General features: G+C 72.6%; 18 protein-coding genes, 1 tRNA gene and 1 pseudogene. 7 read left to right on the forward strand and 13 right to left on the reverse strand.

Features of this window, described 5'->3' with window-relative positions:
- The first annotated feature begins 76 nt into the window (after nucleotides 1-76).
- Both ABEA53_RS12215 and ABEA53_RS12220 read left to right on the forward strand, forming a co-directional pair.
- Entirely contained in the window at nucleotides 77-262 is a 186-nt protein-coding gene (locus ABEA53_RS12215) for a Sec-independent protein translocase subunit TatA/TatB (protein ID WP_345481496.1), read from the forward strand.
- Between the two features lie 7 nt (nucleotides 263-269).
- On the forward strand, nucleotides 270-659 hold the full coding sequence (locus tag ABEA53_RS12220; RefSeq protein ID WP_345481497.1) for a twin-arginine translocase TatA/TatE family subunit: 390 nt from the start codon (nucleotides 270-272) through the stop codon (nucleotides 657-659).
- A gap of 18 nt (nucleotides 660-677) precedes the next feature.
- Here ABEA53_RS12220 and ABEA53_RS12225 read toward each other — a convergent pair whose 3' ends face one another.
- The 8 genes and pseudogenes from ABEA53_RS12225 to ABEA53_RS12255 all read right to left on the reverse strand — a co-directional run bounded on the left by ABEA53_RS12225 (nucleotide 678) and on the right by ABEA53_RS12255 (nucleotide 9,495).
- Complete coding sequence (locus ABEA53_RS12225; RefSeq protein WP_345481498.1) at nucleotides 678-1,925, reverse strand: MFS transporter; 1,248 nt, start codon at nucleotides 1,923-1,925, stop codon at nucleotides 678-680.
- Between the two features lie 23 nt (nucleotides 1,926-1,948).
- On the reverse strand, nucleotides 1,949-2,611 hold the full coding sequence (locus tag ABEA53_RS12230) for an MmpS family transport accessory protein (RefSeq protein WP_345481499.1): 663 nt from the start codon (nucleotides 2,609-2,611) through the stop codon (nucleotides 1,949-1,951).
- Nucleotides 2,612-2,773: 162 nt separating this feature from the next.
- Complete coding sequence (locus ABEA53_RS12235) at nucleotides 2,774-4,819, reverse strand: APC family permease (protein WP_345481500.1); 2,046 nt, start codon at nucleotides 4,817-4,819, stop codon at nucleotides 2,774-2,776.
- Between the two features lie 106 nt (nucleotides 4,820-4,925).
- A pseudogene (locus tag ABEA53_RS16940) lies at nucleotides 4,926-5,444 on the reverse strand (DUF6611 family protein); the annotation flags it as partial.
- A gap of 84 nt (nucleotides 5,445-5,528) precedes the next feature.
- Complete coding sequence (gene nhaA / locus ABEA53_RS12240) at nucleotides 5,529-6,890, reverse strand: Na+/H+ antiporter NhaA (RefSeq protein WP_345481501.1); 1,362 nt, start codon at nucleotides 6,888-6,890, stop codon at nucleotides 5,529-5,531.
- A 336-nt stretch (nucleotides 6,891-7,226) separates the two neighbouring features.
- Complete coding sequence (locus ABEA53_RS12245) at nucleotides 7,227-7,640, reverse strand: PPOX class F420-dependent oxidoreductase (RefSeq protein WP_345481502.1); 414 nt, start codon at nucleotides 7,638-7,640, stop codon at nucleotides 7,227-7,229.
- The gene (locus ABEA53_RS12250) at nucleotides 7,637-7,795 is read right to left on the reverse strand and encodes a hypothetical protein (RefSeq protein WP_345481503.1); all 159 of its coding nucleotides are present in this window, start codon (nucleotides 7,793-7,795) and stop codon (nucleotides 7,637-7,639) included. The genes ABEA53_RS12245 and ABEA53_RS12250 overlap by 4 nt, the downstream gene beginning before the upstream one ends.
- Before the next feature lie 266 nt (nucleotides 7,796-8,061).
- A complete protein-coding gene (locus ABEA53_RS12255) occupies nucleotides 8,062-9,495 on the reverse strand; it encodes a GDSL-type esterase/lipase family protein (RefSeq protein WP_345481504.1) in 1,434 nt (477 codons plus the stop codon).
- 412 nt (nucleotides 9,496-9,907) lie between these two features.
- On the opposite strand from ABEA53_RS12255, the gene ABEA53_RS12260 reads away from it, so the two are divergent.
- Together ABEA53_RS12260 and ABEA53_RS12265 are read left to right on the forward strand one after the other, a co-directional pair.
- Nucleotides 9,908-11,242 (forward strand): ATP-binding protein, encoded by a 1,335-nt coding sequence (locus ABEA53_RS12260; RefSeq protein WP_345481505.1) that lies wholly within the window; start codon nucleotides 9,908-9,910, stop codon nucleotides 11,240-11,242.
- 17 nt (nucleotides 11,243-11,259) lie between these two features.
- A complete protein-coding gene (locus ABEA53_RS12265; protein WP_345481506.1) occupies nucleotides 11,260-12,297 on the forward strand; it encodes a hypothetical protein in 1,038 nt (345 codons plus the stop codon).
- Between the two features lie 103 nt (nucleotides 12,298-12,400).
- Here ABEA53_RS12265 and ABEA53_RS12270 read toward each other — a convergent pair.
- Nucleotides 12,401-12,473, reverse strand: a tRNA-Lys gene (locus tag ABEA53_RS12270).
- Nucleotides 12,474-12,621: 148 nt separating this feature from the next.
- Between ABEA53_RS12270 and ABEA53_RS12275 the strand changes: the two genes are divergently transcribed.
- The 3 genes from ABEA53_RS12275 (at nucleotide 12,622) to ABEA53_RS12285 (ending at nucleotide 14,863) form a co-directional block, all read left to right on the forward strand.
- Entirely contained in the window at nucleotides 12,622-13,248 is a 627-nt protein-coding gene (locus ABEA53_RS12275) for a DNA-directed RNA polymerase subunit beta (protein WP_345481507.1), read from the forward strand.
- Between the two features lie 257 nt (nucleotides 13,249-13,505).
- The gene (sigK, locus tag ABEA53_RS12280) at nucleotides 13,506-14,099 is read left to right on the forward strand and encodes an ECF RNA polymerase sigma factor SigK (protein WP_425550629.1); all 594 of its coding nucleotides are present in this window, start codon (nucleotides 13,506-13,508) and stop codon (nucleotides 14,097-14,099) included.
- Nucleotides 14,096-14,863, forward strand: coding sequence for an anti-sigma factor (locus ABEA53_RS12285; protein ID WP_345481508.1), 768 nt, complete (start codon nucleotides 14,096-14,098; stop codon nucleotides 14,861-14,863). The genes sigK and ABEA53_RS12285 overlap by 4 nt, the downstream gene beginning before the upstream one ends.
- A 113-nt stretch (nucleotides 14,864-14,976) precedes the next feature.
- Here ABEA53_RS12285 and pstB read toward each other — a convergent pair whose 3' ends face one another.
- The 4 genes from pstB to pstS all read right to left on the reverse strand — a co-directional run bounded on the left by pstB (nucleotide 14,977) and on the right by pstS (nucleotide 19,000).
- Nucleotides 14,977-15,756: a phosphate ABC transporter ATP-binding protein PstB gene (pstB, locus tag ABEA53_RS12290; RefSeq protein WP_345481509.1), complete on the reverse strand. Its 780-nt coding sequence runs from the start codon at nucleotides 15,754-15,756 to the stop codon at nucleotides 14,977-14,979.
- A 28-nt stretch (nucleotides 15,757-15,784) separates the two neighbouring features.
- Nucleotides 15,785-16,861 carry a phosphate ABC transporter permease PstA gene (gene pstA, locus ABEA53_RS12295; protein WP_345481510.1) on the reverse strand — a complete coding sequence of 359 codons (1,077 nt, stop codon included), beginning with the start codon at nucleotides 16,859-16,861 and terminating at the stop codon, nucleotides 15,785-15,787.
- The gene (gene pstC / locus ABEA53_RS12300; protein ID WP_345481512.1) at nucleotides 16,861-17,808 is read right to left on the reverse strand and encodes a phosphate ABC transporter permease subunit PstC; all 948 of its coding nucleotides are present in this window, start codon (nucleotides 17,806-17,808) and stop codon (nucleotides 16,861-16,863) included. Before pstC ends, pstA begins: the two co-directional genes overlap by 1 nt.
- Nucleotides 17,809-17,893: 85 nt before the next feature.
- Nucleotides 17,894-19,000, reverse strand: a complete 1,107-nt coding sequence (gene pstS / locus ABEA53_RS12305; protein ID WP_425550630.1) for a phosphate ABC transporter substrate-binding protein PstS — start codon at nucleotides 18,998-19,000, stop codon at nucleotides 17,894-17,896.
- Between the last annotated feature and the right edge of the window lie 117 nt (nucleotides 19,001-19,117).

The following is a 19,117-nucleotide window of genomic DNA, read 5'->3' on the forward strand; positions in this document are numbered from 1 at the left end:
GGTCACCCCATCGGTCGTGCCGTCACCCTGCGCGGGTGGCGGCACGACCCGTTTCACCGCTGATCGAAGGAGATCCATGCTCGCCGGCCTCACCGGACTGCACCTGCTCGTCGTGGCGGGCGCGATCCTGCTGCTCTTCGGTGCCACCAAGCTGCCCGTGTTCGCGAAGGGGCTCGGTCAGAGCGTGAAGGTGCTCCGCACCGAGCTGCGCGACGACGAACCGGTCGTCGTGCCCGCGCAGCCCGCGACGACGGAGCGCTGAGCGCACCGTGGACCTCTCCATCGGCAAGCTGCTCGTCATCGGTGTCGTCGCGCTCTTCTTCGTGAGCCCCGACAAGCTGCCGCAGTACGCGGCGCAGCTGGCCCGCTGGGTCCGCGTCGTCCGCAGCTTCACCGACGAGGCGAAGCAGCGGGTGGCCACCGAGATGGGCCCCGAGTTCGACGACGTCGATTGGGCGAAGCTCGACCCCCGGCGGTACCACCCGAAGCGCCTCCTCGCCGACGCCTGGAACGCCGCGCCCGAGGGCGAACGCGATCCGCGTCCGGGCGACGCCCGCGCCGTCGACGACGAGCCCGACCTGCTGACGCAGGCCGACCGCCGCGCCGCCGCGAGCGCGTCCCCCGCCCCGGCGCACGCGCACTACGAGATCGGCAGCTGAGCCGGCGCCGCTCGTCCGTCAGCGCGGGCCCCTCGCCGCCTCCTGCAGCGGCCCTGCGCGGCCCGTGCCGCTCCGTCGGACGGCGGCGCCGACGAGCACGAGCAGCGTGGCCGCGCCGGCGGCGGCGTACACGCTGCGGTAGGCGTCCGGCGCCAGCGCTGCGGCCGTGATGAGCGCCCCCGAGAGGACCGCGCCGATCCGGCGCGTGTTGGTGAACAGCCCGGACGCCAGCCCCGGCGCGGGGAAGACGTCCTGGAACAGGGGCAGGCCGACGCCGGCGACGACCGCGAAGAAGACGGCGTTGAGGGGCTGCAGGGCGAGGAAGACGACGGGGCCGGGGGCGACCGCCGCGAGCCCGTAGTAGACCGCGCCCGCCGCGCAACCCGCGGTGACGAGGGCACGGGTCGGCCAGCGGCCGACGAGGCGCCCGACGAGCAGCAGCGCCGGGATCTCGAGCAGTGCGGCGAGGCCGAGGGCGATGCCCGCCCAGAGGATCGGCGCGTGCAGCGACCGCGAGACGTACAGCCCGGTGATCGTCACGGTCGCGATGTTCGTGGCCTGCAGCGCGACGAAGGCGGCGAGGACGACGAGGGCGCGCCCGAGGCGGACCTGCCGGAGCGCGGCGAGGCCCGACGTGCCCGGCGCGGCGGGCTGCGGGTCGCTCGCGCGACGGCGGCTGCGGATCAGCAGGAGCCCGGTGACGACGTTGACGACGGCGATCGCGGCGAGGAGGGCCAGCGCCGCCCGCGGCGAGCCGGCGCCGGCGACCGCGGTGGCGAGGAGGGGGCCGATCACCCAGGCGAAGGAGACGATCGCCCGGGTGCGGACGACGCGCGCCCGCGCCGCGCCGCTGTGCCGCAGCTGCGCGAAGAGCAGGGTGGAGCCCACGCCGGGCGGGCCGCCGAGCAGCACGAGCGCGACGACCGCGAGCGGGAGCGTCGGCGCGAGGACGAGGGCCGCGACCAGCGCGACGCCGCTCGCCCCGCAGAGCACGAGCGGGCGCAGGTAGTCCCGGCGCCGGTCCGCCGCCCCGGGGATGAGCAGTGAGGCGACGAACCCGCCGACGTTGTAGGCCGCGAGGGCGAGACCGGTCTCGGCGTCGCTCGCGCCGTAGAGGGTCACGAGCAGGACCGCCAGGATCGGGTTCAGGACCGCGAACTGCAGCGCCCAGAACCAGGCCGAGACCGGCCAGAGGATCGCGTCGCGCCGCACCGGGGCGCCCGGCCCGACGCCTCCTGCCGCGCCCGCGTCGGCCGCCTCCTCCACCGCTGCTCCCGCCGGCCTCGGGCTCAGCTGCCCGGGCGGTAGATGCACTGGGCCGTGGAGCCCTTGCCGTCGCCGCTCTGCTCGGCCACGACCTTCCCGTCGAGGGTGATGGAGCAGGCGATCGTGCCCGATCCCGCGTTCTGGCCGACCACGGTCAGCACCGACGACGCGGAGGTCAGGGTGCCGCGGACCGTGACGGTCTTCGACCAGGGCAGCGGCTGGTCCGACAGCGTCGTCTGCCCGCTCTGTCCGCCGCTGACCGTGTAGTAGGCGATGGCGCTCGCTCGTCCGGACCCGGTGACGGCGTAGACGACCCGGTGCGCCGTCCCGCTGCCGCCGACGGGTGTGCCCGCGCTCTGCGAGGCGTACCCGGACGCGGCGGCGGTGGTCGCGGCGATCGCGAACAGCACCGTGTAGACGATCGACATCACCAGGCTCGCGATCACCGCCAGCGCCCCCAGCACGATGCCGGCGATCCCCGGCCCCTTCCGGGACGCCGGGCGGAGGAGGGCGAGGATGCCGAGCACGATCGCCGCGATGCCGACGAGCCAGGCGCCGTAGGAGGCGAAGGGCACGAAGGCGAGCACGAGCGCGACGATGCCGAGGACCAGCGCGAGCACCCCGCGGCGGGAGCGCGGCGTCGGATCGGCGGCGGACGGCGCCGGCAGCGGGGGAGGCGTGCTCATCGGGTGCTCCTCGTTCGTGCGGGGCGACCCGCCGGTGGCAGCGGACCCGGTCGACGGGTCCGACCCCACCTTGGCAGAGCGGTCGCGCCGCACCTCGGCGGCGCGTCCCCGTCCAGGGCGACCGTCCGGGGATCCGAGTCCTCCCTCCTCGGGCCGGCCGCCTCAGCTCACGTGCACGACCGGGCGGCGGCGGACGTCGGGCTCCGACTCCCGCAGCACCTCGCGGGCCACGGGGGCGACCTCGCCCTCGCCGGCGATGAGGAACCGCACCATGTTCGAGATCGGGTTGCCCTCGGTCCACTCGAAGTAGATCTCGGGCACGACCCCGGTCAGGTTGCGGATCTGCAGCAGCACCGTCGCGATCGTGTTGGGCACGTTGCCGCTGTCCACCTTCAGCACGCGGAAGCCGTGCCGGACCTCCCCGCGCACCACCAGGTCCTCCTCGAAGTCCGACGAGTCGGTCTTGCGGACCTCGAGGAACGTGATCGCGGCTCGGCCGGGGATGTGGCTGTCGTGCCGCTCCGTCCTCGCCTTCGTCCGGTACTCGGCGGCGTCGCCGGGGCCGGGCTCGTTCGCGACGAGGTGGACCTCGCCGAACTCCTCCGCCTCCTGCAGGAACCCGAGGGCCGTGGCGTCGAAGGTGACGCTCGTCGCGCGGACCTCGAACGAGCGCCGCAGCCGCGAGACGAAGGAGACGAGCAGGATGCCGACGATGAAGAGCGCGCCGATCCGCAGGCCGTCCGGCCGCTCGATGACGTTGGTCACGGTCGTGTAGGCGAAGACGAGCGAGATCACCCCGAACCCGATCATCCGCTTCGGCTGGTGCTTCCGCCTCGCGGCCAGGGTCACCGCGACGGAGGCGGAGGTGATCAGCACCAGCACGCCCGTGGCGTAGGCGCCGCCCTGCGCATCGACGTTCGCGTCGAACGCCAGCGTGATGCCGATCGCGATGAGCGTGAACACGATGACCAGGGGCCGGACCGCACGGGCCCAGGTCGGCGCCATGCCGTAGCGCGGCAGGTACCGCGGCACGATGTTCAGCAGGCCCGCCATGGCCGAGGCGCCGGCGAACCACAGGATCGCGATGGTCGACAGGTCGTAGGCCGTGCCGACCACCGGGCCGAGGTACTCGTGCGCGAGGTAGGCCAGTGCGCGGCCGTTCGCCGCCCCGCCGGGCTGGAACTCCCGCTGCGGGATCAGGAGGGTCGTCGCGAGGCTCGAGGTGAGCAGGAAGACGCTCATCGTGATCGCCGCCGTCGTCAGCAACCGCTTCGCGCCGCGGATGCGGGCCTCCGGGCGTCCGCCGGGCTCGTCCCCGCGGCCGTGGATCTGCGGGATGACCGTCACGCCGGTCTCGAACCCGGACAGCCCGAGCGCGAGCTTCGGGAACACGAGCAGCGCGACGCCGACCACGAGCAGCGGGCTGCCGCCGTTCTGCCGCAGCAGCGCGGCGCCCCAGTCGCTGAACAGCGCCGGGTGCTGGAAGACGTGGACGAACGCGGTCACGATCACGACGGCGTTCAGCGCCAGGTAGACGGCGACGAGCACCACCGCGATGCCGATCGCCTCCCGGAACCCGCGCAGGAAGACCGCGCCGAGCAGCACGACCAGCAGCAGCGTCAGCGGCACCTGCGCCTCGTGCAGCGCCGCCGGCATGAGCGGGTTCTCGACCGCGTGCGCCGCGGCGTCCGCGGCGGACAGGGTGATGGTGATGATGAAGTCGGTCGCCGCGAACCCGAGCAGCACGAGGACGAACAGCTTCCCGCTCCACCACGGCAGCAGGCGCTCGAGCATCGCGATCGAGCCCTCGCCCTTGAAGCTCTCCGACGCGACCCGCCGGTAGACGGGCAGTGCGCCGAGCAGGGTCAGCGCGATCAGGACGAGCGTGGCGATGGGGGAGACGAAGCCCGCGGCCAGGGCCGCGATGGCCGGTTGGTAGCCGAGGGTGGAGAAGTAGTCCACGCCGGTGAGGCACATCACGCGCAGCCAGGAGTGGGTCTGCTCCGCGCGGCCGTGCGGGCCCTGGTGGCGCCCCGCCTCCTCCGCGCCCTGGAGCGCCCAGCGCGAGAAGCGTCCTCGGCGCTGCTGCGGCGCGGCGCAGACGTCGGGCACGGCGCGCTGATCGGGCAGCCCGGCGTCGCCGGCCGCCCAGGCGCACAGATCGAGGGGACCCGTGCCGCCCGTCGCCGCGGCCCGCGCGTCGTCCATCCTCCCCTCGCTCATCGGATCGGCCGCCGTCCCGTGCGGCCCCGGGGCGCAGGGGCGAGTCGGTCCCAGACGGCGCCCCACGCGACCTCGAACCGACGGCGTCGACCGCGCCCTCGCGGCGCAGCCGCTCCGCCTCCTGCAGCACGTCCGCGCACGCCTCGAGCTCCTCGTGCGCACCGCCGTCGTCCGGGATCGTGCCGTACTGGTCGCGTCCGGCGCGCAGCGTCCTGATCTGCGTGCGGCGCGCGCCGGCGAGCACCGCGAGCGCGGCCCACCCGGCGAGGTACGTCGCTGCAGCGGGGAGGAGCGCGAGCTCGAACGGGAGGCGCTGCGCCGCGCCGATCAGCACCGCGAGTCCGACCAGCACGCCGATCGGCGGCCAGCCGCGCAGCAGCCGGAACCGGATGCGCTCGCTCGTCGTCGACCCCGGAGGGAACACGGCCAGGCAGTACCCGGTGTACCCGTACCGGCTCGACCAGACGTCGAGCTCGCCCCACTCGTGCGGTCCGACGAGCACCCGCCGCACCGCCCGACGGGCCAGGGTCGGACGGTCGGAAGCGCGGCGCGCGCCGCCGCGGCTGCGGAGCGCCGCCGGGTGAGCCGCCCGGCGCGAGACGATCGACATCCCCCCGGTCTAGCGGGGGCGGTTCCGGGCCGTGCGTCCGTCTACGCGATCCACACGCGGCGGACGCCGATCCATACGCCGTCTTTACGCCGACCCGCTCGGCTCCTGCGTCGGCCCGCCGTACACGTCGGGGACGCCGTCGCCGTCGTCGTCGCGCTGCTCCTCCTCGTGCAGGCGCCGATAGGTCCGGTTGCGCAGGCGGAGCACGACCGCGGCGAGGACCGCCGCCGTCAGGGAGCCGAGGAGGACGCCCACCTTCACGTGGTCGTCGCGCTCGCTGCCGGCGCCGAAGGCGAGCTCCCCGATGAGCAGGGACACCGTGAAGCCGATGCCGCCGAGCAGGGAGGCGCCGAGCACGTCCCACCAGGACAGGCTCTCGTCGAGCCGGGCGCGCGTGAAGCGGGAGACCAGGGCCGTCGCTCCGAGGATGCCCAGGGTCTTCCCGACGACCAGGGCGACGACGATGCCGAGCGCGACCCGGTCCTCCAGCGAGGTGACGAGGCCCGAGAGCCCGCCGACCGTGACGCCGGCGGAGAAGAAGGCGAAGACCGGCACGGCGAACCCGGCCGAGATCGGGCGCCACCGGTGCTCGAAGTGCTCCGCCATGCCCGGTCCCGCCTCCGGGCCGCCGGCCGCGCGGGAGCGGAGGACGGGAACGGTGAAGCCGAGCAGCACGCCGGCCACGGTCGCGTGGATGCCGGAGGCGTGCATGAGCGCCCAGGCGATCACCGCGAGGGGGACGAGCAGCCACCACGACCGGATCCGCCGCTGCACCAGGACGCCGAAGACGGCGACGACGCCGAGCGCGCCGGCGAGGGGGAGGAGCGCGAGCCCGCTCGTGTAGAAGACGGCGATGATCGTGATCGCGAGCAGGTCGTCGACCACCGCCAGGGTCAGCAGGAAGGTCCGCAGCGCGGTCGGCAGGTGCGAGCCGATCACCGCCAGCACGGCCACGGCGAACGCGATGTCGGTCGCCGTAGGGACGGCCCATCCGCGCAGGGCGTCGCCGCCGCTGGTCAGGTTGACGACCGTGAAGAGCACGGCGGGCAGGGCCATCCCGCCGATCGCGGCGAACACCGGCACCACCGCGCGGCGCACGTCGCGCAGGTCGCCCGCGACGAACTCCCGCTTCAGCTCCAGTCCCGCGATGAAGAAGAAGATCGCGAGCAGCCCGTCGGCCGCCCACTGGCCGAGGGTCAGGTCCAGGTGGAGCGCGCGCGGGCCGACGACCGTGTCGCGCAGGCCGGCGTAGGCCTCGGACCAGGGCGAGTTCGCCCAGATCAGGGCGACGACGGTGCCGAGCAGCAGCAGCGCCCCGCCGACCGTCTCCTTGCGCAGCGCGGCGGTGATCCGCTGCGCCTCGAGCCAGGAGCCGCGGCCGAAGAGCGAGCCGGTGGCGCCTCGCTCGCGAGGAGTGCCGGGCGGTGGTGCGGACGGTGACGTCATGGTGGTGGCTCCCGGATCAGGATGTCGGGGTCGCTCGAACGACCGCCGACCAGACTTCCCGGCACACCGCCGCCGACGATATCGCGCCACCTCCGACCGGTGCTGTGCGGACCGGGCGGCGGCATCGGCCGTCGGCGTCCGCACGCCGACGGCGGGCGCCGGGGGATCGAGCCGTCGGGCGGCTCAGGCGCCGATCGCTCGCACGGCCCGGGCGACGAGCCGCTCCTCGGCTTCGAGGTCCTCGCGATCGCGATCTCGGGTCCTCGCGTCAACGGTGGAGGACGGGCGCGTGAAGCGGTCGCAGGACCTCCGACCGCCGCCGCCCGCCGGCTCCCGTCAGAACGCCCTCAACGTGGAATCGGCGAGGATCCTCGTCGCGCGCACGAGCAGCACCACCCGCTCGGGGTTCGGGCGGGGCCGCCGGTAGCGGGACTCGTACAGCGCCTCCGCGTCAGCCACGTCGCCCGCCCCGGAGACGACCTCCGCATCGCCCTGCACCGTGATCCACCTGCGGCCGTCCACCTGCGTCAGGCTGCAGGTCGGGTCGCGCTGCACGTTGCGGACCTTCTGGCTCGAGACGGACGTGATGACCCGGATCAGGCCCTGATCGACGGTGAACCCGACCGGCACGGCATGAATCCGGCCGCCGGCGCCGAGGGTGGACAGCACGGCCAGGTGGCGCTCGTGCAGGAAGGCCAGCCCGTCCGCGTTCAACCGCGCCCACGCGGACGCCGGCTCCGGCCCCGTCACGGCTGCTCCGCCGTCCGCAGCGGGAGGCGGTCGCCACCGGCCGCCGCCGCGAGGTCGACGACGCCGATGCGGGCTGCGGCGGCGACCGCGTCCGGCCGGTGCGGTTCCCGCTCCGTCGTCGTGTGCAGGTCCATCACGGGTCCCTCCGCTTCCATGGACCGGAGGTCCTGCAGTCGGTGCGCGGTCCGGACCGGGCCGCGACCGCACGAGTCGGACCCTCTCGCAGGCCGTCGACCTCCGTGCGCCGACGATGCGCATCGGCGAGCCTCGAGCATGCCACCGCTGGCCACGACCGCCCGGCCGGAGCTGCTGCTGTCGCCGTGCTCGTGCGCCTCGAAGCGCTCGGTGAGCCGACCGCCGGGGCCCGGCAGCAGCGGGTGAGCCGTTCCGGACCGAGCCTCCGTCGGGCGCCGTCGAGCGCTCAGGCGTTGACCACCCGCTGCTCCGGTCGGGCGGGGAGGGCGGAGCTCGATGTGCCGGTCGTCCGGTCGACGATGAGCTCCATGACCGCCGGCAGGATGGCCACTGCGGCGTCGTGGTAGGTCTGCGACCCGCTGACGGTGTCGACGGTGGCGAGGGTGATCGCCGGTGGCTCTGCGACGACCACCGAGGAGAAGCGCGCGGCGACGGTGCGCAGCGTCCTGTTGATCTGGCTCGCACGGGCCCGCCCCACGACTGCGAGGGGCTGGTGTCCGAGCAGGCTCGGGAAGCCGACCAGGACGACGCCGGCGGACGACGTGCTCTGGATCCTCCGCAGCATGAGCGAGATCCCCGTGGTGATCCTGGTCCGGAGGAGGACGCGGGTGGCTTCGATGAACGTCGGGGTCCAGACCACGACGTCGTAGGTGTGGGCACCTGAGGGGCCGAGAGAAGCGGCCAGGTGCTCGAGACGGACGAGGTGCTGCGAGCGGTTCTCGACCGTCACCCCGCGTCCTGTGCGCAGGTGCAGGAGTCCGGCGATCGCGCCGTCGAGCGCGTCTTCACGTCTGTCCGTTCCGAACCCGACCGCGTACTCACCGCCGATGACGAGGACGCGGATCGGATCGGGCCCGACGATGCGCACGTCGAGTCCCGCCGGGATCGATCGGCGCGTTGCGGAACGGGTGAGATCGCTGCCCTCGGACTTCAGCCGCGCCCGCGAGAATCGCCCGGGCTCCCGCACGGCTGGGGTCGGCGCTCGTGCTTCTTCAGGTGCGAGCTCGACCGTGGACGACGTCTCGCGGAGCGTGATGCGGCTGCTGGTGACCGTCGTCGAGACGTCGCCGAGCAGGGGGATCAGCTGCGCGGTGAGCGCCTCGGCCCAGAGCCGGTACGCCCGGGGAGACCCTTCCGGGCGGTACGCGGCATCGGCCATCGCGGGCATCGGCGCATAGGTCGTCCGCCTGTTGCGCGACACCGTGCGCTGCGTCGTCTCGTTCAGCCGGTCCGGCTGCTTCCGGAAGAGCAGCCGCAGCGGCGTCATCAACCCCACCCCGTCGGTCGTGGGCATCCCGGCCACGACGATGGGTACGAGCGGCCCGGGGGGCATGTCGCCGTCGAGCTTCGCGAGGAGACGATCCAGTGCTTGCGCCCAGCTCCGGGTCGGGGTCAGCCGCATCGCGTCGCTGAGTCCGAACGCGACGACGATCGCATCCCACCGCTCCGTGGCGCGGGTGCCGAGGATCGAGACGGCGTCGCTGAGCGATGCGCCGACCCGGCTGACCTGCTCGACGTCGACCGGGACGCGCAGCTGTCGCTGCAGGGCCTGCTGCAGCTGTCCGACCAGGGCGAGCCCGAAGGTGGGCACCCCCCAGCCCGTGGTGATGCCCGACCCCAGCAGCAGGACCTTGACCGGCTCGGCTGCGCCGCTCCGCATGAGCGGCTGATCCGACGGGCGGACCTGCGGGCTGGTCAACGATCGCGCGTGCAGCGCGATCGCGACCCGCCGCACGAGGGGGTCAGCAAGCATCTCGTCCCGTCCGTGGTCTGAGTGGATGAAGCATGTGTACCCGGATCCATGCCCGCGGAACGCTCCCAGAACGGGTCACCGGTCGGCACGGGACCGCCGTGCCGGCCGGTGACCCGTCCAGCGCGGGACGACCCGCCGCGAGAGCACGTGCAGGGCGCTGCGTGAGAAGGCCGGTGAAGGAGCCCTGCATGCTGCGGCACAGGGGGACGCGGGGTGCGCATGCACGGGTCTCGGTCTCGTGCCACTCGATCTGGGAGCGGCGTTCCGTGCACGACCATCCTTAGGTTCTGCACATGCCCATCCATCGACCGTCGGCCTGATGACCGTCGCCTCGTCCGGTCGGTCGCTGCTGCGAGCGTCGGTCGGCGTCCTCAGGGCAGCACCTGAGCACACGCTCGGGGTCGCGCCGTCCCCCGGGGCGGACGCCGTCGGCGCGGAGCCCGGCTCGGCGCCGGCGGGAGTCGGGTCGGTCGCGGTGGAGCGATGGCTGGTCCTGATCATCGCGGCGTTCGGTGTCGTCTACTCGTTGCAGAACCTGGACGGCCTGATCGCGGACTGGCCCGCGATGAGCGGCCCGATCGGCGGCGCCGTCGTCGCGCTCGTCGCGGCGTCCTGCTGCACGGGCGTCGTCGCGCTCGCGAAGCCGGCGATCTCCCGGCACCTCTTCACGATCGCCGTCGCCGCCTTCGTCATCGCGGCCGTGCTGTGGCCGTTCGCGCTGCACGCGACCCTGCCGGCCGACCCGTTCCCGTGGTTGACCTCGACCTGGCCGATCGAGGCGGTGTACCTCTGCGGTGCGACCAGTCGCATCTGGATCCCGCTGGTCGCGACCGCCGCCACCGCCGTCGCGCTCGCGCTGACGCTCACGGGACCGGGCGGGTTCTCGGGCTCCGACCTCGTCAGCACGATCGTGCCGATGTGTGCGATCAGTGCGGTGCTGGTGCTGCTCATCGGTGCGCTCCGGCACCGCATCCGGCTCGCGGAGCGCGCGCAGCACAACTCGCTGGTCGAGTACCGGAGGTCGCAGCAGGAGGTCACGACCGAGGCCGAGCGGGTCCGGACCGACGCGCTCGTCCACGACTCGGTCCTCACCACGCTCCTGTCCGCCGCGGCCGCCGCATCCGAGGACGACGAGGAACTCGCTGCTCGCATGGCGCGCAACGCGCTGCGGGTGCTGACCCACGTCAACCGGCGCGGAGCCGAAGGGCAGGTGCTGCCCTTCGCCCTGCTGCTGGAGCACGCGCGGAACGTGGTCCCCGACGCGTTCGCCGCGTTCACCCTCAGCACCGAACAGGCCGTCGACGTCGTGCTTCCCGCGGCAGCTGCTGACGCTCTGCTCGCCGCCATGGTGGAGACGATGGACAACAGCATCCGGCACGCCGGAGACGCCGACCGCGTGCTGTCCGCCGAGCCCCTCGGGCCCGACGGCATCCGCGTCCTCGTGGCCGACGACGGCGTCGGGTTCGAGGTCGTTCCGGCACTGGCGATGAATCGGGGGCTGCAGCTGGCGGTGGTGGAACGGATGCGCCAGGTCTTCGGCCGAGCCGACGTCGTGTCAGCGCCGGAGGAGGGGACCTCCGTGACCATCAGCTGGGGTTCGGTCGTCGTCTCCGGCACTCGTCCTCTCGAGGACAGGAAGGTCGTGACGTCGTGACCCCGGTGGATCGGTGGATGCGTCGGCTCACCGTCGGGGTGGTCTCCGGGGTGGCGCTCACCTTCGTGGCGACGACCGCTGTCGCCGAGCAGATGACGGCGACCGCGTGGGTCGCGGTCGGCTTGCTCGTGTTCGCCGAGCTCGCCTGCCTCGTCGTCGCCGACCGGCGCCTCGGGCCCGGGCTCACCGCGGTCGTGACCGGCATCGGCGTGCTGCTGCCGGTCCTGGGATCAGCGGGACGCGCACCGGAACCCACCAGCTACGGGTCCGGGGTCTGGTACGTCGCGGGTGCGCTCGCGCTGATCCTGCTGCTCCTCTGGGGGAACCGTGCTGCCGCCGGATGGGTGATCGTCGGCGTGCTCGTGGTCCACACCTTCCTCTGGGGAGGCGTCGGCGCCCTCGCCTCGCTCAGCGTCCTCGCGATGGTCATCCTGCTCGGCGCGGTGACCGCAGCCCGAGCCGCGATCATCAACGCCGAGGCCGCGCTGGACCGGGTCAGCGCCACCGAGCGGGAGGCGATCGCGTGGCGGACCCTGCAGGACGCGTATCACCAGGAGCGGCAGATGCGCCTCGCGGCGACTGCGGAGACGACCGGCGTCATGCTGCAGCGCATCGTCGACGCCGGCGGGCGACTGACCGCGCTCGAGCGGCAGGAGTGCCGGCTGCTCGAGCAGACGGTCCGCGACGAGATCCGCGGCCGCCGCCTGCTCACCCCGGCGATCCGCGACCAGATCCTCGCGCACCGGCGACGCGGTGCGGTCGTCCAGGTCAACGACGACGGGGGGCTCGATCACGAGGAGCCGGCGGTCATCGACGAGATGCTCCGCACCGTCGCCGACGCCTTGAACGGGCTCACCTCCGACCGCATCATCATCCGGACGCTTCCAGCCGATTCCCCCGACGCGATCTCGGTCGTCGCCACCACGATCGACCCCGTCGCTGCCGCACTCGGCCTCGACAGCGACGACGATCTCGTCGACCTGTGGCTCGAGCTCCCTCGACCCGGCACGACACCGAGTGCTCCGACGGCTCAGGCGGCCACGGCGCTGCGCTGAAGAGGAGAACGAGCTTCCTGCCCACCCCGCCCTGCGGTTCCGGAGCGAAGAACGCGATCGCAGCGAGGGAGCGTTCCGTCGGCGTGCGGCTCGGCCGATCGCGTGGGCCCCGTGGGGCTCGAACCCACGACCCGCGGATTAAAAGTCCGATGCTCTACCGACTGAGCTAGAGGCCCCTGATGTCGAGCGTAGCCGCGGACGGATCGGCGTCGCGCGGTGATCCCGTCCTGCGGCGGGCGACCGGACCGGCCGGCGCGGTGCGCAGCGCTTCGCGGAGGGCGGACGCCGCCGCTCGCGGTCACCCGTCGCTCGTACCCTGACGGGATGGCCGAGTTCCACCGCCCCGTGCGCATGCCCGCCGAGCACTTCGACTTCGTGAAGGGCGGCGAGGACCCGGCCGTCATCGTCCGCACCGCGCACGAGACCGCGCAGGCGCTGGTCAGCCGGGTGCGGGCGGACCCCGATCCGGAGGTGGTGGGCCGGCTCGTCGCGTTCGCCGAGCGGGAGGGGATCGACGCGGTCGCCGAGCTGTGGTCCCGTGCGGCGCCGCACAGCCTGCCGGGTGCGCTCTGGCGCCTCTACCTGCTGCGCGAGATGGTGCAGCGCGACGCCGACCAGGTCACGCTCGCCTTCGGACGCGGCGCGGAGCGGCTCCGCAGCATCGATCCCGTCATCGCGGGTGCGCCGTCGCCGGCGGGTCCGGAGGAGCTGCGGGCGCTCGCCGACGAGATCCTGCGGGGCGTGTTCGAGGGCGATCTCGCCCTGGCGCTCGACCGCGCCGCCGCGTTCTGCCGCGTGACGGCCGACGGCGCGCTCGAGCTCGCGGACGACGCGGACCCCACCGAGCCGCAGCGGGCGGAGGCGCTGACGCGTCGGGCGGCTCGGCTCGCACGACTCGCGGACGAGTTGTCGGTGTCTGCCAGGCTCGAACGCGACGGCGCTTTAGACTGAACGCGGCCCTTCGGGGCCCCGCCGGGCCGCAGTAACCCCGGGCTCCATTTTCAGCCGCTTCGAGCGGCCTCGCGCCGAGAGGCGTTTCTGCGGTCCGGCACTCCTCCGCAGGAATGGTCTGCGCATTCGGGCCCGCGGCCCAATCGCCGCAATCCAGCGCCTCAGCGCCTCCGAATCCCCTTCTGACACGAGCCTGAACGGTCGTCCGCCCACAACGGGTGGCCGGTCCTCGGCACACGGAGCGAAGGAGGTGCTGCATGCTGTCGGTCATGGATCCCGACGTCGGCGACGCGCTCTCCGGCATGCGGGACACCCCTGAGCAGCGGCTCGCCCGCGTCGCCACCGGCGACAAGCAGGCGTTCGCCGAGCTGTACGACTCGACCTCCGCCCGCGTCTACGGGCTGGTCAAGCGACTGCTCGTCGACCCGGCGCAGGCCGAGGAGGTCACCCAGGAGATCTACCTGGAGATCTGGCAGACCGCGACCCGGTACCAGCAGGAGCGCGGCAGCGCGATGTCCTGGATGCTGACGATGGCCCACCGCCGCGCGGTGGACCGCGTCCGCGCCTCCCAGGCCAGCCGCGACCGCGACACCCGCATCGGGATCCGGGACTACGACCGCGAGTACGACCAGGTCGCCGAGCACGTCGAGGTCACGATGGAGGGCGCTCGCGTGAAGCGCGCCCTGCAGGGCCTCACCGAGCTGCAGCGGCAAGCCGTCCAGCTCGCCTACTACGGCGGTCTCAGCCACTCCGAGATCGCCGCCGAGCTGCACGTGCCCGTCGGCACGGTGAAGACCAGGATCCGCGACGGGATGATCCGACTCCGCGATGCGATGGGGGTGACGTCATGACCAAGCGCGACGATGCACATCTGCTGAGCGGCGCGTACGCCCTCGACGCGGTGACGCCGGAGGAGGCGGAGCTCGTCCAGTCCGCCATGGAGCACTCGGAGGAGCTGCGCAGCGAGGTCGTCGGGCTCACCGACACCGCCGTGGCGCTCGGCCTCGGCCTGCCGCCCGTCGCGCCGCGACCGCAGCTGCGGGCGAGCATCCTGGACGCGATCCAGACCCTGCCCCAGCTGCCCGCTCCGGCGCAGGAGGCCGAGGCGCCCCACGAGGAGCCGGCGATCGTGCAGACGGCCATGCCGGCCGGCGCGCACGTCGTGCCGGCCCGCCGTCGGCGTCGGCGTCGCCCGATGGCGCTGCTCGCAGCGGCCGCGACCGCGGTCCTGCTGTTCGGCGGCGGCTTCCTGGTGCAGCGCACGCTGCTCGAGCCCCAGAGCGAGTACACGGCGGTCGTCGCGGCCGCCGACGTGCAGTCGGCCAGGGCCACCGTGCCCGGCGGCGGCGTCGTGAAGGTGTCGTGGTCGAAGAGCGAGCACCGCACCGCGGTGTCCGTCAGCGGCGTGAAGGCGCCCTCCGGCAAGGTGCTCCAGCTCTGGAGCGTCCGCGGCGGCACGGCGACCAGCGCTGGCCTCTACGAGGACGGCGACCGCTTCGCCCTGATCACCGGCACCCCGAGCTCGGGCGAGCGCCTCGCCGTGACCGTGGAGCCCGACGGCGGGTCGACGCAGCCGACCTCGGAGCCGATCGCAGCGGTCCCGCTCGACGCCTGAGCGCACGCACGGAGACGGCCGGACGGGGATCCCGTCCGGCCTTCCTCGTGTCCCGCCCGCTCGCTCGAGGGCGGGACGCGTGCTCGGGTGCACCCCGGAGCACGCGGGGCGGATCAGCCGAAGCGGCCGGAGACGTAGTCCTCGGTGGCCTTCACGGACGGCCTCGAGAACATCGTGCTCGTGTCGTCGTACTCGATCAGCTTGCCGGGCTTGCCGGTGCCGGCGATGTTGAAGAACGCGGTCTTGTCGGAGACCCGGGACGCCTGCTGCATGTTGTGGGTCACGATGACGATCGTGTAGTCCTGCTTCAGCTCCTCGATCAGGTCCTCGATCGCGAGGGTGGAGATCGGGTCGAGCGCCGAGCAGGGCTCGTCCATCAGCAGCACGTCGGGGGAGACCGCGATCGCGCGGGCGATGCAGAGGCGCTGCTGCTGACCGCCGGACAGGCCGTTGCCGGGCAGGTTCAGACGGTCCTTGACCTCGTTCCAGAGGTTCGCCCCCTGCAGCGACTTCTCGACCAGGGCATCGCCGTCGGACTTCGAGATGCGCTTGTTGTTGAGCTTCACGCCCGCGAGCACGTTGTCGCGGATGGACATCGTGGGGAACGGGTTCGGCCGCTGGAACACCATGCCGACCTGACGGCGCACGAGCACCGGGTCGACGCCCGGCGCGTACAGGTTGCTGCCGTCGACGAGCACCTCGCCCTCGACGCGGGCACCGGGGATGACCTCGTGCATGCGGTTCAGGGTGCGGAGGAAGGTGGACTTGCCGCAGCCGGACGGGCCGATGAAGGCCGTGACCGAGCGGGGCTCGATGGTGAGGGAGACGCCCTCCACGGCGCGGAACGAGCCGTAGTAGACGTTCAGGTCGTTGACGACGATGCGCTTGGCCATCGGATGCCTTTCGAGCGGGGTGCCCGCGTCAGCGGGCGAGCTTGGGGGAGAAGAAGCGGGCGACGAGGCGCGCGATCACGTTGAGCAGGAGCACGATCAGGATCAGCGTCAGCGCGCCGGCCCAGGCCCGGTTGAAGAAGTCCTGCTGGTTCGGCCCGGGCTGCGTCAGCTGCGTGTACACGAACACGGGCAGCGACAGCATGCGCTGGTCGAACAGGTTGTAGTTCATGCTCTCCGTGTACCCGGCGACGAGCAGCAGCGGGGCCGTCTCGCCGATCACGCGGGCGATCGAGAGCATGACGCCGGTGACGATCCCGGCGAGCGCGGTCGGCAGCACGACCTTCACGACGGTCAGCCATTTCGGCACGCCGAGCGCGTACGAGGCCTCGCGGAGGTCCATCGGCACGAGCTTCAGCATCTCCTCGCTCGAGCGCACGACGATCGGGATCATCAGCAGGCTGAGCGCGACGGCGCCGCCGAAGCCCGCGCGGTAGCCGGCGTTGGCGGTGATCAGCGAGAAGAACGCGAACGCGAACAGGCCGGCGACGATCGACGGGATGCCGGTCATGACGTCGACGAGGAACGTGATCGCGCGGGCGATCGCGCCGCGGCCGTACTCGACGAGGTAGATCGCCGCGAGCAGCCCCACGGGCACGGAGATGACCGTCGCCGCGAGGGTGATCTCGAGCGTGCCGACGACCGCGTGGATCGCACCGCCGCCGGAATCGGTCACGTTGCGCATCGACTCGCTGAAGAAGGCGACGTCGAAGCGCGCGGCGCCGCGCGTGATCGTCGTGAACAGCAGGCTGATGAGCGGCAGGAGCGCGATGCCGAAGGCGGTGCAGACGAGCGCGGTGACGAGGCGGTCCGTGGCGCGGCGCGAGCCCTCGACGAGCAGTGAGGCGACGTAGGTCACGACGACCCACAGCACCAGGCCGAAGAAGATCGCGCCGGTGATGTTGTACGCCGCGGTCATGCCCGCCAGCAGGAAGACCAGGAAGAGCCCGCCCATGACGACCAGGCTGAGCAGCAGCAGGCCGACGGGCGAGTACCGCGGCAGCTGCCCGCTGTGCATGCCGGTCGAGACGGCGGTGCTGGTGGCCATCAGATTCCCTTCCCGCCGCCGCGGCGCCCGACGATCGCCCGGGAGGCGGCGTTGACCACGAAGGTGATGACGAACAGGACAAGACCGGTGGCGATGAGCACGTTCACGCTCGTGCCGAACGCCTCCGGGAAGTTCAGCGCGATGTTCGAGGCGATCGTGGTCGGGTTCTCGCTGCGCAGCAGGAAGAACGACACGACGACGCTGGGGGAGAGGACCATCGCGACGGCGAGCGTCTCGCCGAGCGCGCGGCCCAGGCCGAGCATCGACGCGGAGACGATGCCGGCGCGGCCGAACGGCAGCACGGCCATGCTGATCATCTCCCAGCGGGTGGCACCGAGGGCGAGCGCCGCCTCCTCGTTGAGGCGCGGCGTCTGCAGGAAGATCTCGCGCGACAGCGCGGTGATGATCGGCGTGATCATCACCGCGAGCACCAGCGCGACGGTCAGGATCGTGCGGCCGGTGGCGGAGGCGGGGCCGCTGAAGAGCGGGAACCAGCCGAGCTTGCTGGTGAGGAACGCGTAGAACGGCTGCAGGAACGGGGCGAAGACGTAGATGCCCCACGCGCCGTAGACGACGCTCGGCACGGCGGCGAGCAGATCGATGATCGCGCCCAGGCCGCGGGCGATGCGGCGGGGCGCGTAGTGCGAGATGAACAGGGCGATGCCGATGGAGAACGGCACCGCGAAGAGCAGCGCGAGCAGCGCAGCCCAGATCGTGCCGAAGACGAGCGGCACGACGTAGGACCAGAAGTTCGGGAAGGCCCCGGTGCTCGTGATCTCCTCCGGCTTGGCGCCGAAGGCGGGCAGGCTCTGCACGATCAGGAAGATCGCGACGGCGGCGAGGGCGACGAGGATCAGCAGACCGCCGACGAGCGCTGCGCCGGCGAACACGGTGTCGCCGGGTCGTCGTCGGGCACGGATCTGGGCGGGAGCCGTCGAGGCGGTCATGCGGTCCTTCGGCAGAGGGTGGCGGGGGAGGCCGACGCGAGACTAGCCGCCCCGGACGTCGCGTCCGGGGCGGCCAGCGGGGGTGCTACTTGATGGACTTGGCGGCGGCTTCCGCCTTCTCCAGCAGCGTGCCGGTCATGGGCGCGCTCTTGGCCGTGTCGGCCGCGGCCTGCTGGCCGTCGGTGCTGGTGATGTACTCGGCGTACGCCTTCACGAGGGAGCCGACGGCCGCGTCCTTGTACTGCTGGCAGGCGATCATGTAGCTGACCAGCGTGATCGGGTACTCGGCCGTGTCGATCGCCTTGCGGTTGACCTTCACGACGACGTCGTTCGAGCCGCGCGCGGTGTCGAGCGGCGAGGTCTCGGCGATCTTCGACGCGACCTCGGCGGACGGCTTCACGAAGCCGCCGCCGACCTTGACGGCGACGACGGACAGGTCGCCGGCCGAGGAGTTGTCGACGTAGCCGATCGTGCCCTTGCCGCCGGTCACGGCGGAGACGACGCCGGAGCCCTTGGCCGCGCCCTCACCGGTCTTGTACGGGAAGGCGTCGCCGGCCTCCGCGGTCCAGTCGCTCGGTGCGACCTGGTGCAGGTAGTCCGTGAAGTTGGTCGTCGTGCCCGAGCTGTCCGAGCGGTAGACGGGCGTGATGGACGAGCTCGGCAGCTTGGCGCCGCTGTTGAGCTTCGCGATCGCGGAGTCGTTCCACTTCGTGATCTTGCCCGAGAAGATCTTCGCGATGGTCGGCGCGTCGAGCTTCAGGTCCTTGACGCCGTCGAGGTTGTAGACCAGGGCGACCGGCGAGACGTACACCGGGATGTCGATGCCCTTGGAGCCCGACGCGCACAGCGCGAAGGTGCCCGAGAGCTCGTCGTCCTTGAGGGCCGAGTCGCTGCCGGCGAACTGCGCGCCGCCGCCGATGAAGGCCTTGCGACCGGCGCCGGAGCCCGACGGGTCGTAGTTGATGGTGACGCCGCTGTTCGAGGTCTGGAAGCCCTTGGTCCACGCGGTCTGCGCGTTCGACTGGGCGGAGGAGCCGACGCCGTTCAGCGTGCCGCTCAGCGACGTGGAGGCGGAGCCGCTGCTGTCGCCGCTCGCGGCGGGCGTGCCGCCCTCGTTCGACGCGCAGGACGACAGCGCGATCATGGCGGTGAGAGCCGTGCCGATGGCGAGGCTCGCGCGCAGGTGCTTCAAGAGGTGATCCCTTCGGGGTCCGGGTGCAGGTGCCCGTGCGGAGGTTGTGCCTCTTCCCGCGCGAGCGCACCTGAAAGTAGGGAACGCCGGTAGCGCGATGCCCTCCCGCCGGTGAAC

It is taken from the genome of Amnibacterium soli (assembly GCF_039544415.1).
Classification (GTDB): Bacteria; Actinomycetota; Actinomycetes; order Actinomycetales; family Microbacteriaceae; genus Amnibacterium; species Amnibacterium soli.

What these genes read in the sequence shown, in the direction of transcription:
- nhaA (WP_345481501.1), bottom strand. Translation starts at nt 6,890, where the DNA reads ATGACGTCACCGTCCGCACCACCGCCCGGCACTCCTCGCGAGCGAGGC.
- ABEA53_RS12250 (WP_345481503.1), bottom strand. Translation starts at nt 7,795, where the DNA reads ATGGAAGCGGAGGGACCCGTGATGGACCTGCACACGACGACGGAGCGG.
- ABEA53_RS12215 (WP_345481496.1), top strand. Translation starts at nt 77, where the DNA reads ATGCTCGCCGGCCTCACCGGACTGCACCTGCTCGTCGTGGCGGGCGCG.
- ABEA53_RS12265 (WP_345481506.1), top strand. Translation starts at nt 11,260, where the DNA reads ATGCGTCGGCTCACCGTCGGGGTGGTCTCCGGGGTGGCGCTCACCTTC.
- pstA (WP_345481510.1), bottom strand. Translation starts at nt 16,861, where the DNA reads ATGGCCACCAGCACCGCCGTCTCGACCGGCATGCACAGCGGGCAGCTG.
- pstB (WP_345481509.1), bottom strand. Translation starts at nt 15,756, where the DNA reads ATGGCCAAGCGCATCGTCGTCAACGACCTGAACGTCTACTACGGCTCG.
- sigK (WP_425550629.1), top strand. Translation starts at nt 13,506, where the DNA reads ATGCTGTCGGTCATGGATCCCGACGTCGGCGACGCGCTCTCCGGCATG.
- ABEA53_RS12285 (WP_345481508.1), top strand. Translation starts at nt 14,096, where the DNA reads ATGACCAAGCGCGACGATGCACATCTGCTGAGCGGCGCGTACGCCCTC.
- ABEA53_RS12235 (WP_345481500.1), bottom strand. Translation starts at nt 4,819, where the DNA reads ATGGACGACGCGCGGGCCGCGGCGACGGGCGGCACGGGTCCCCTCGAT.
- ABEA53_RS12230 (WP_345481499.1), bottom strand. Translation starts at nt 2,611, where the DNA reads ATGAGCACGCCTCCCCCGCTGCCGGCGCCGTCCGCCGCCGATCCGACG.
- ABEA53_RS12255 (WP_345481504.1), bottom strand. Translation starts at nt 9,495, where the DNA reads ATGCGGAGCGGCGCAGCCGAGCCGGTCAAGGTCCTGCTGCTGGGGTCG.
- pstC (WP_345481512.1), bottom strand. Translation starts at nt 17,808, where the DNA reads ATGACCGCCTCGACGGCTCCCGCCCAGATCCGTGCCCGACGACGACCC.
- ABEA53_RS12260 (WP_345481505.1), top strand. Translation starts at nt 9,908, where the DNA reads ATGACCGTCGCCTCGTCCGGTCGGTCGCTGCTGCGAGCGTCGGTCGGC.
- ABEA53_RS12275 (WP_345481507.1), top strand. Translation starts at nt 12,622, where the DNA reads ATGGCCGAGTTCCACCGCCCCGTGCGCATGCCCGCCGAGCACTTCGAC.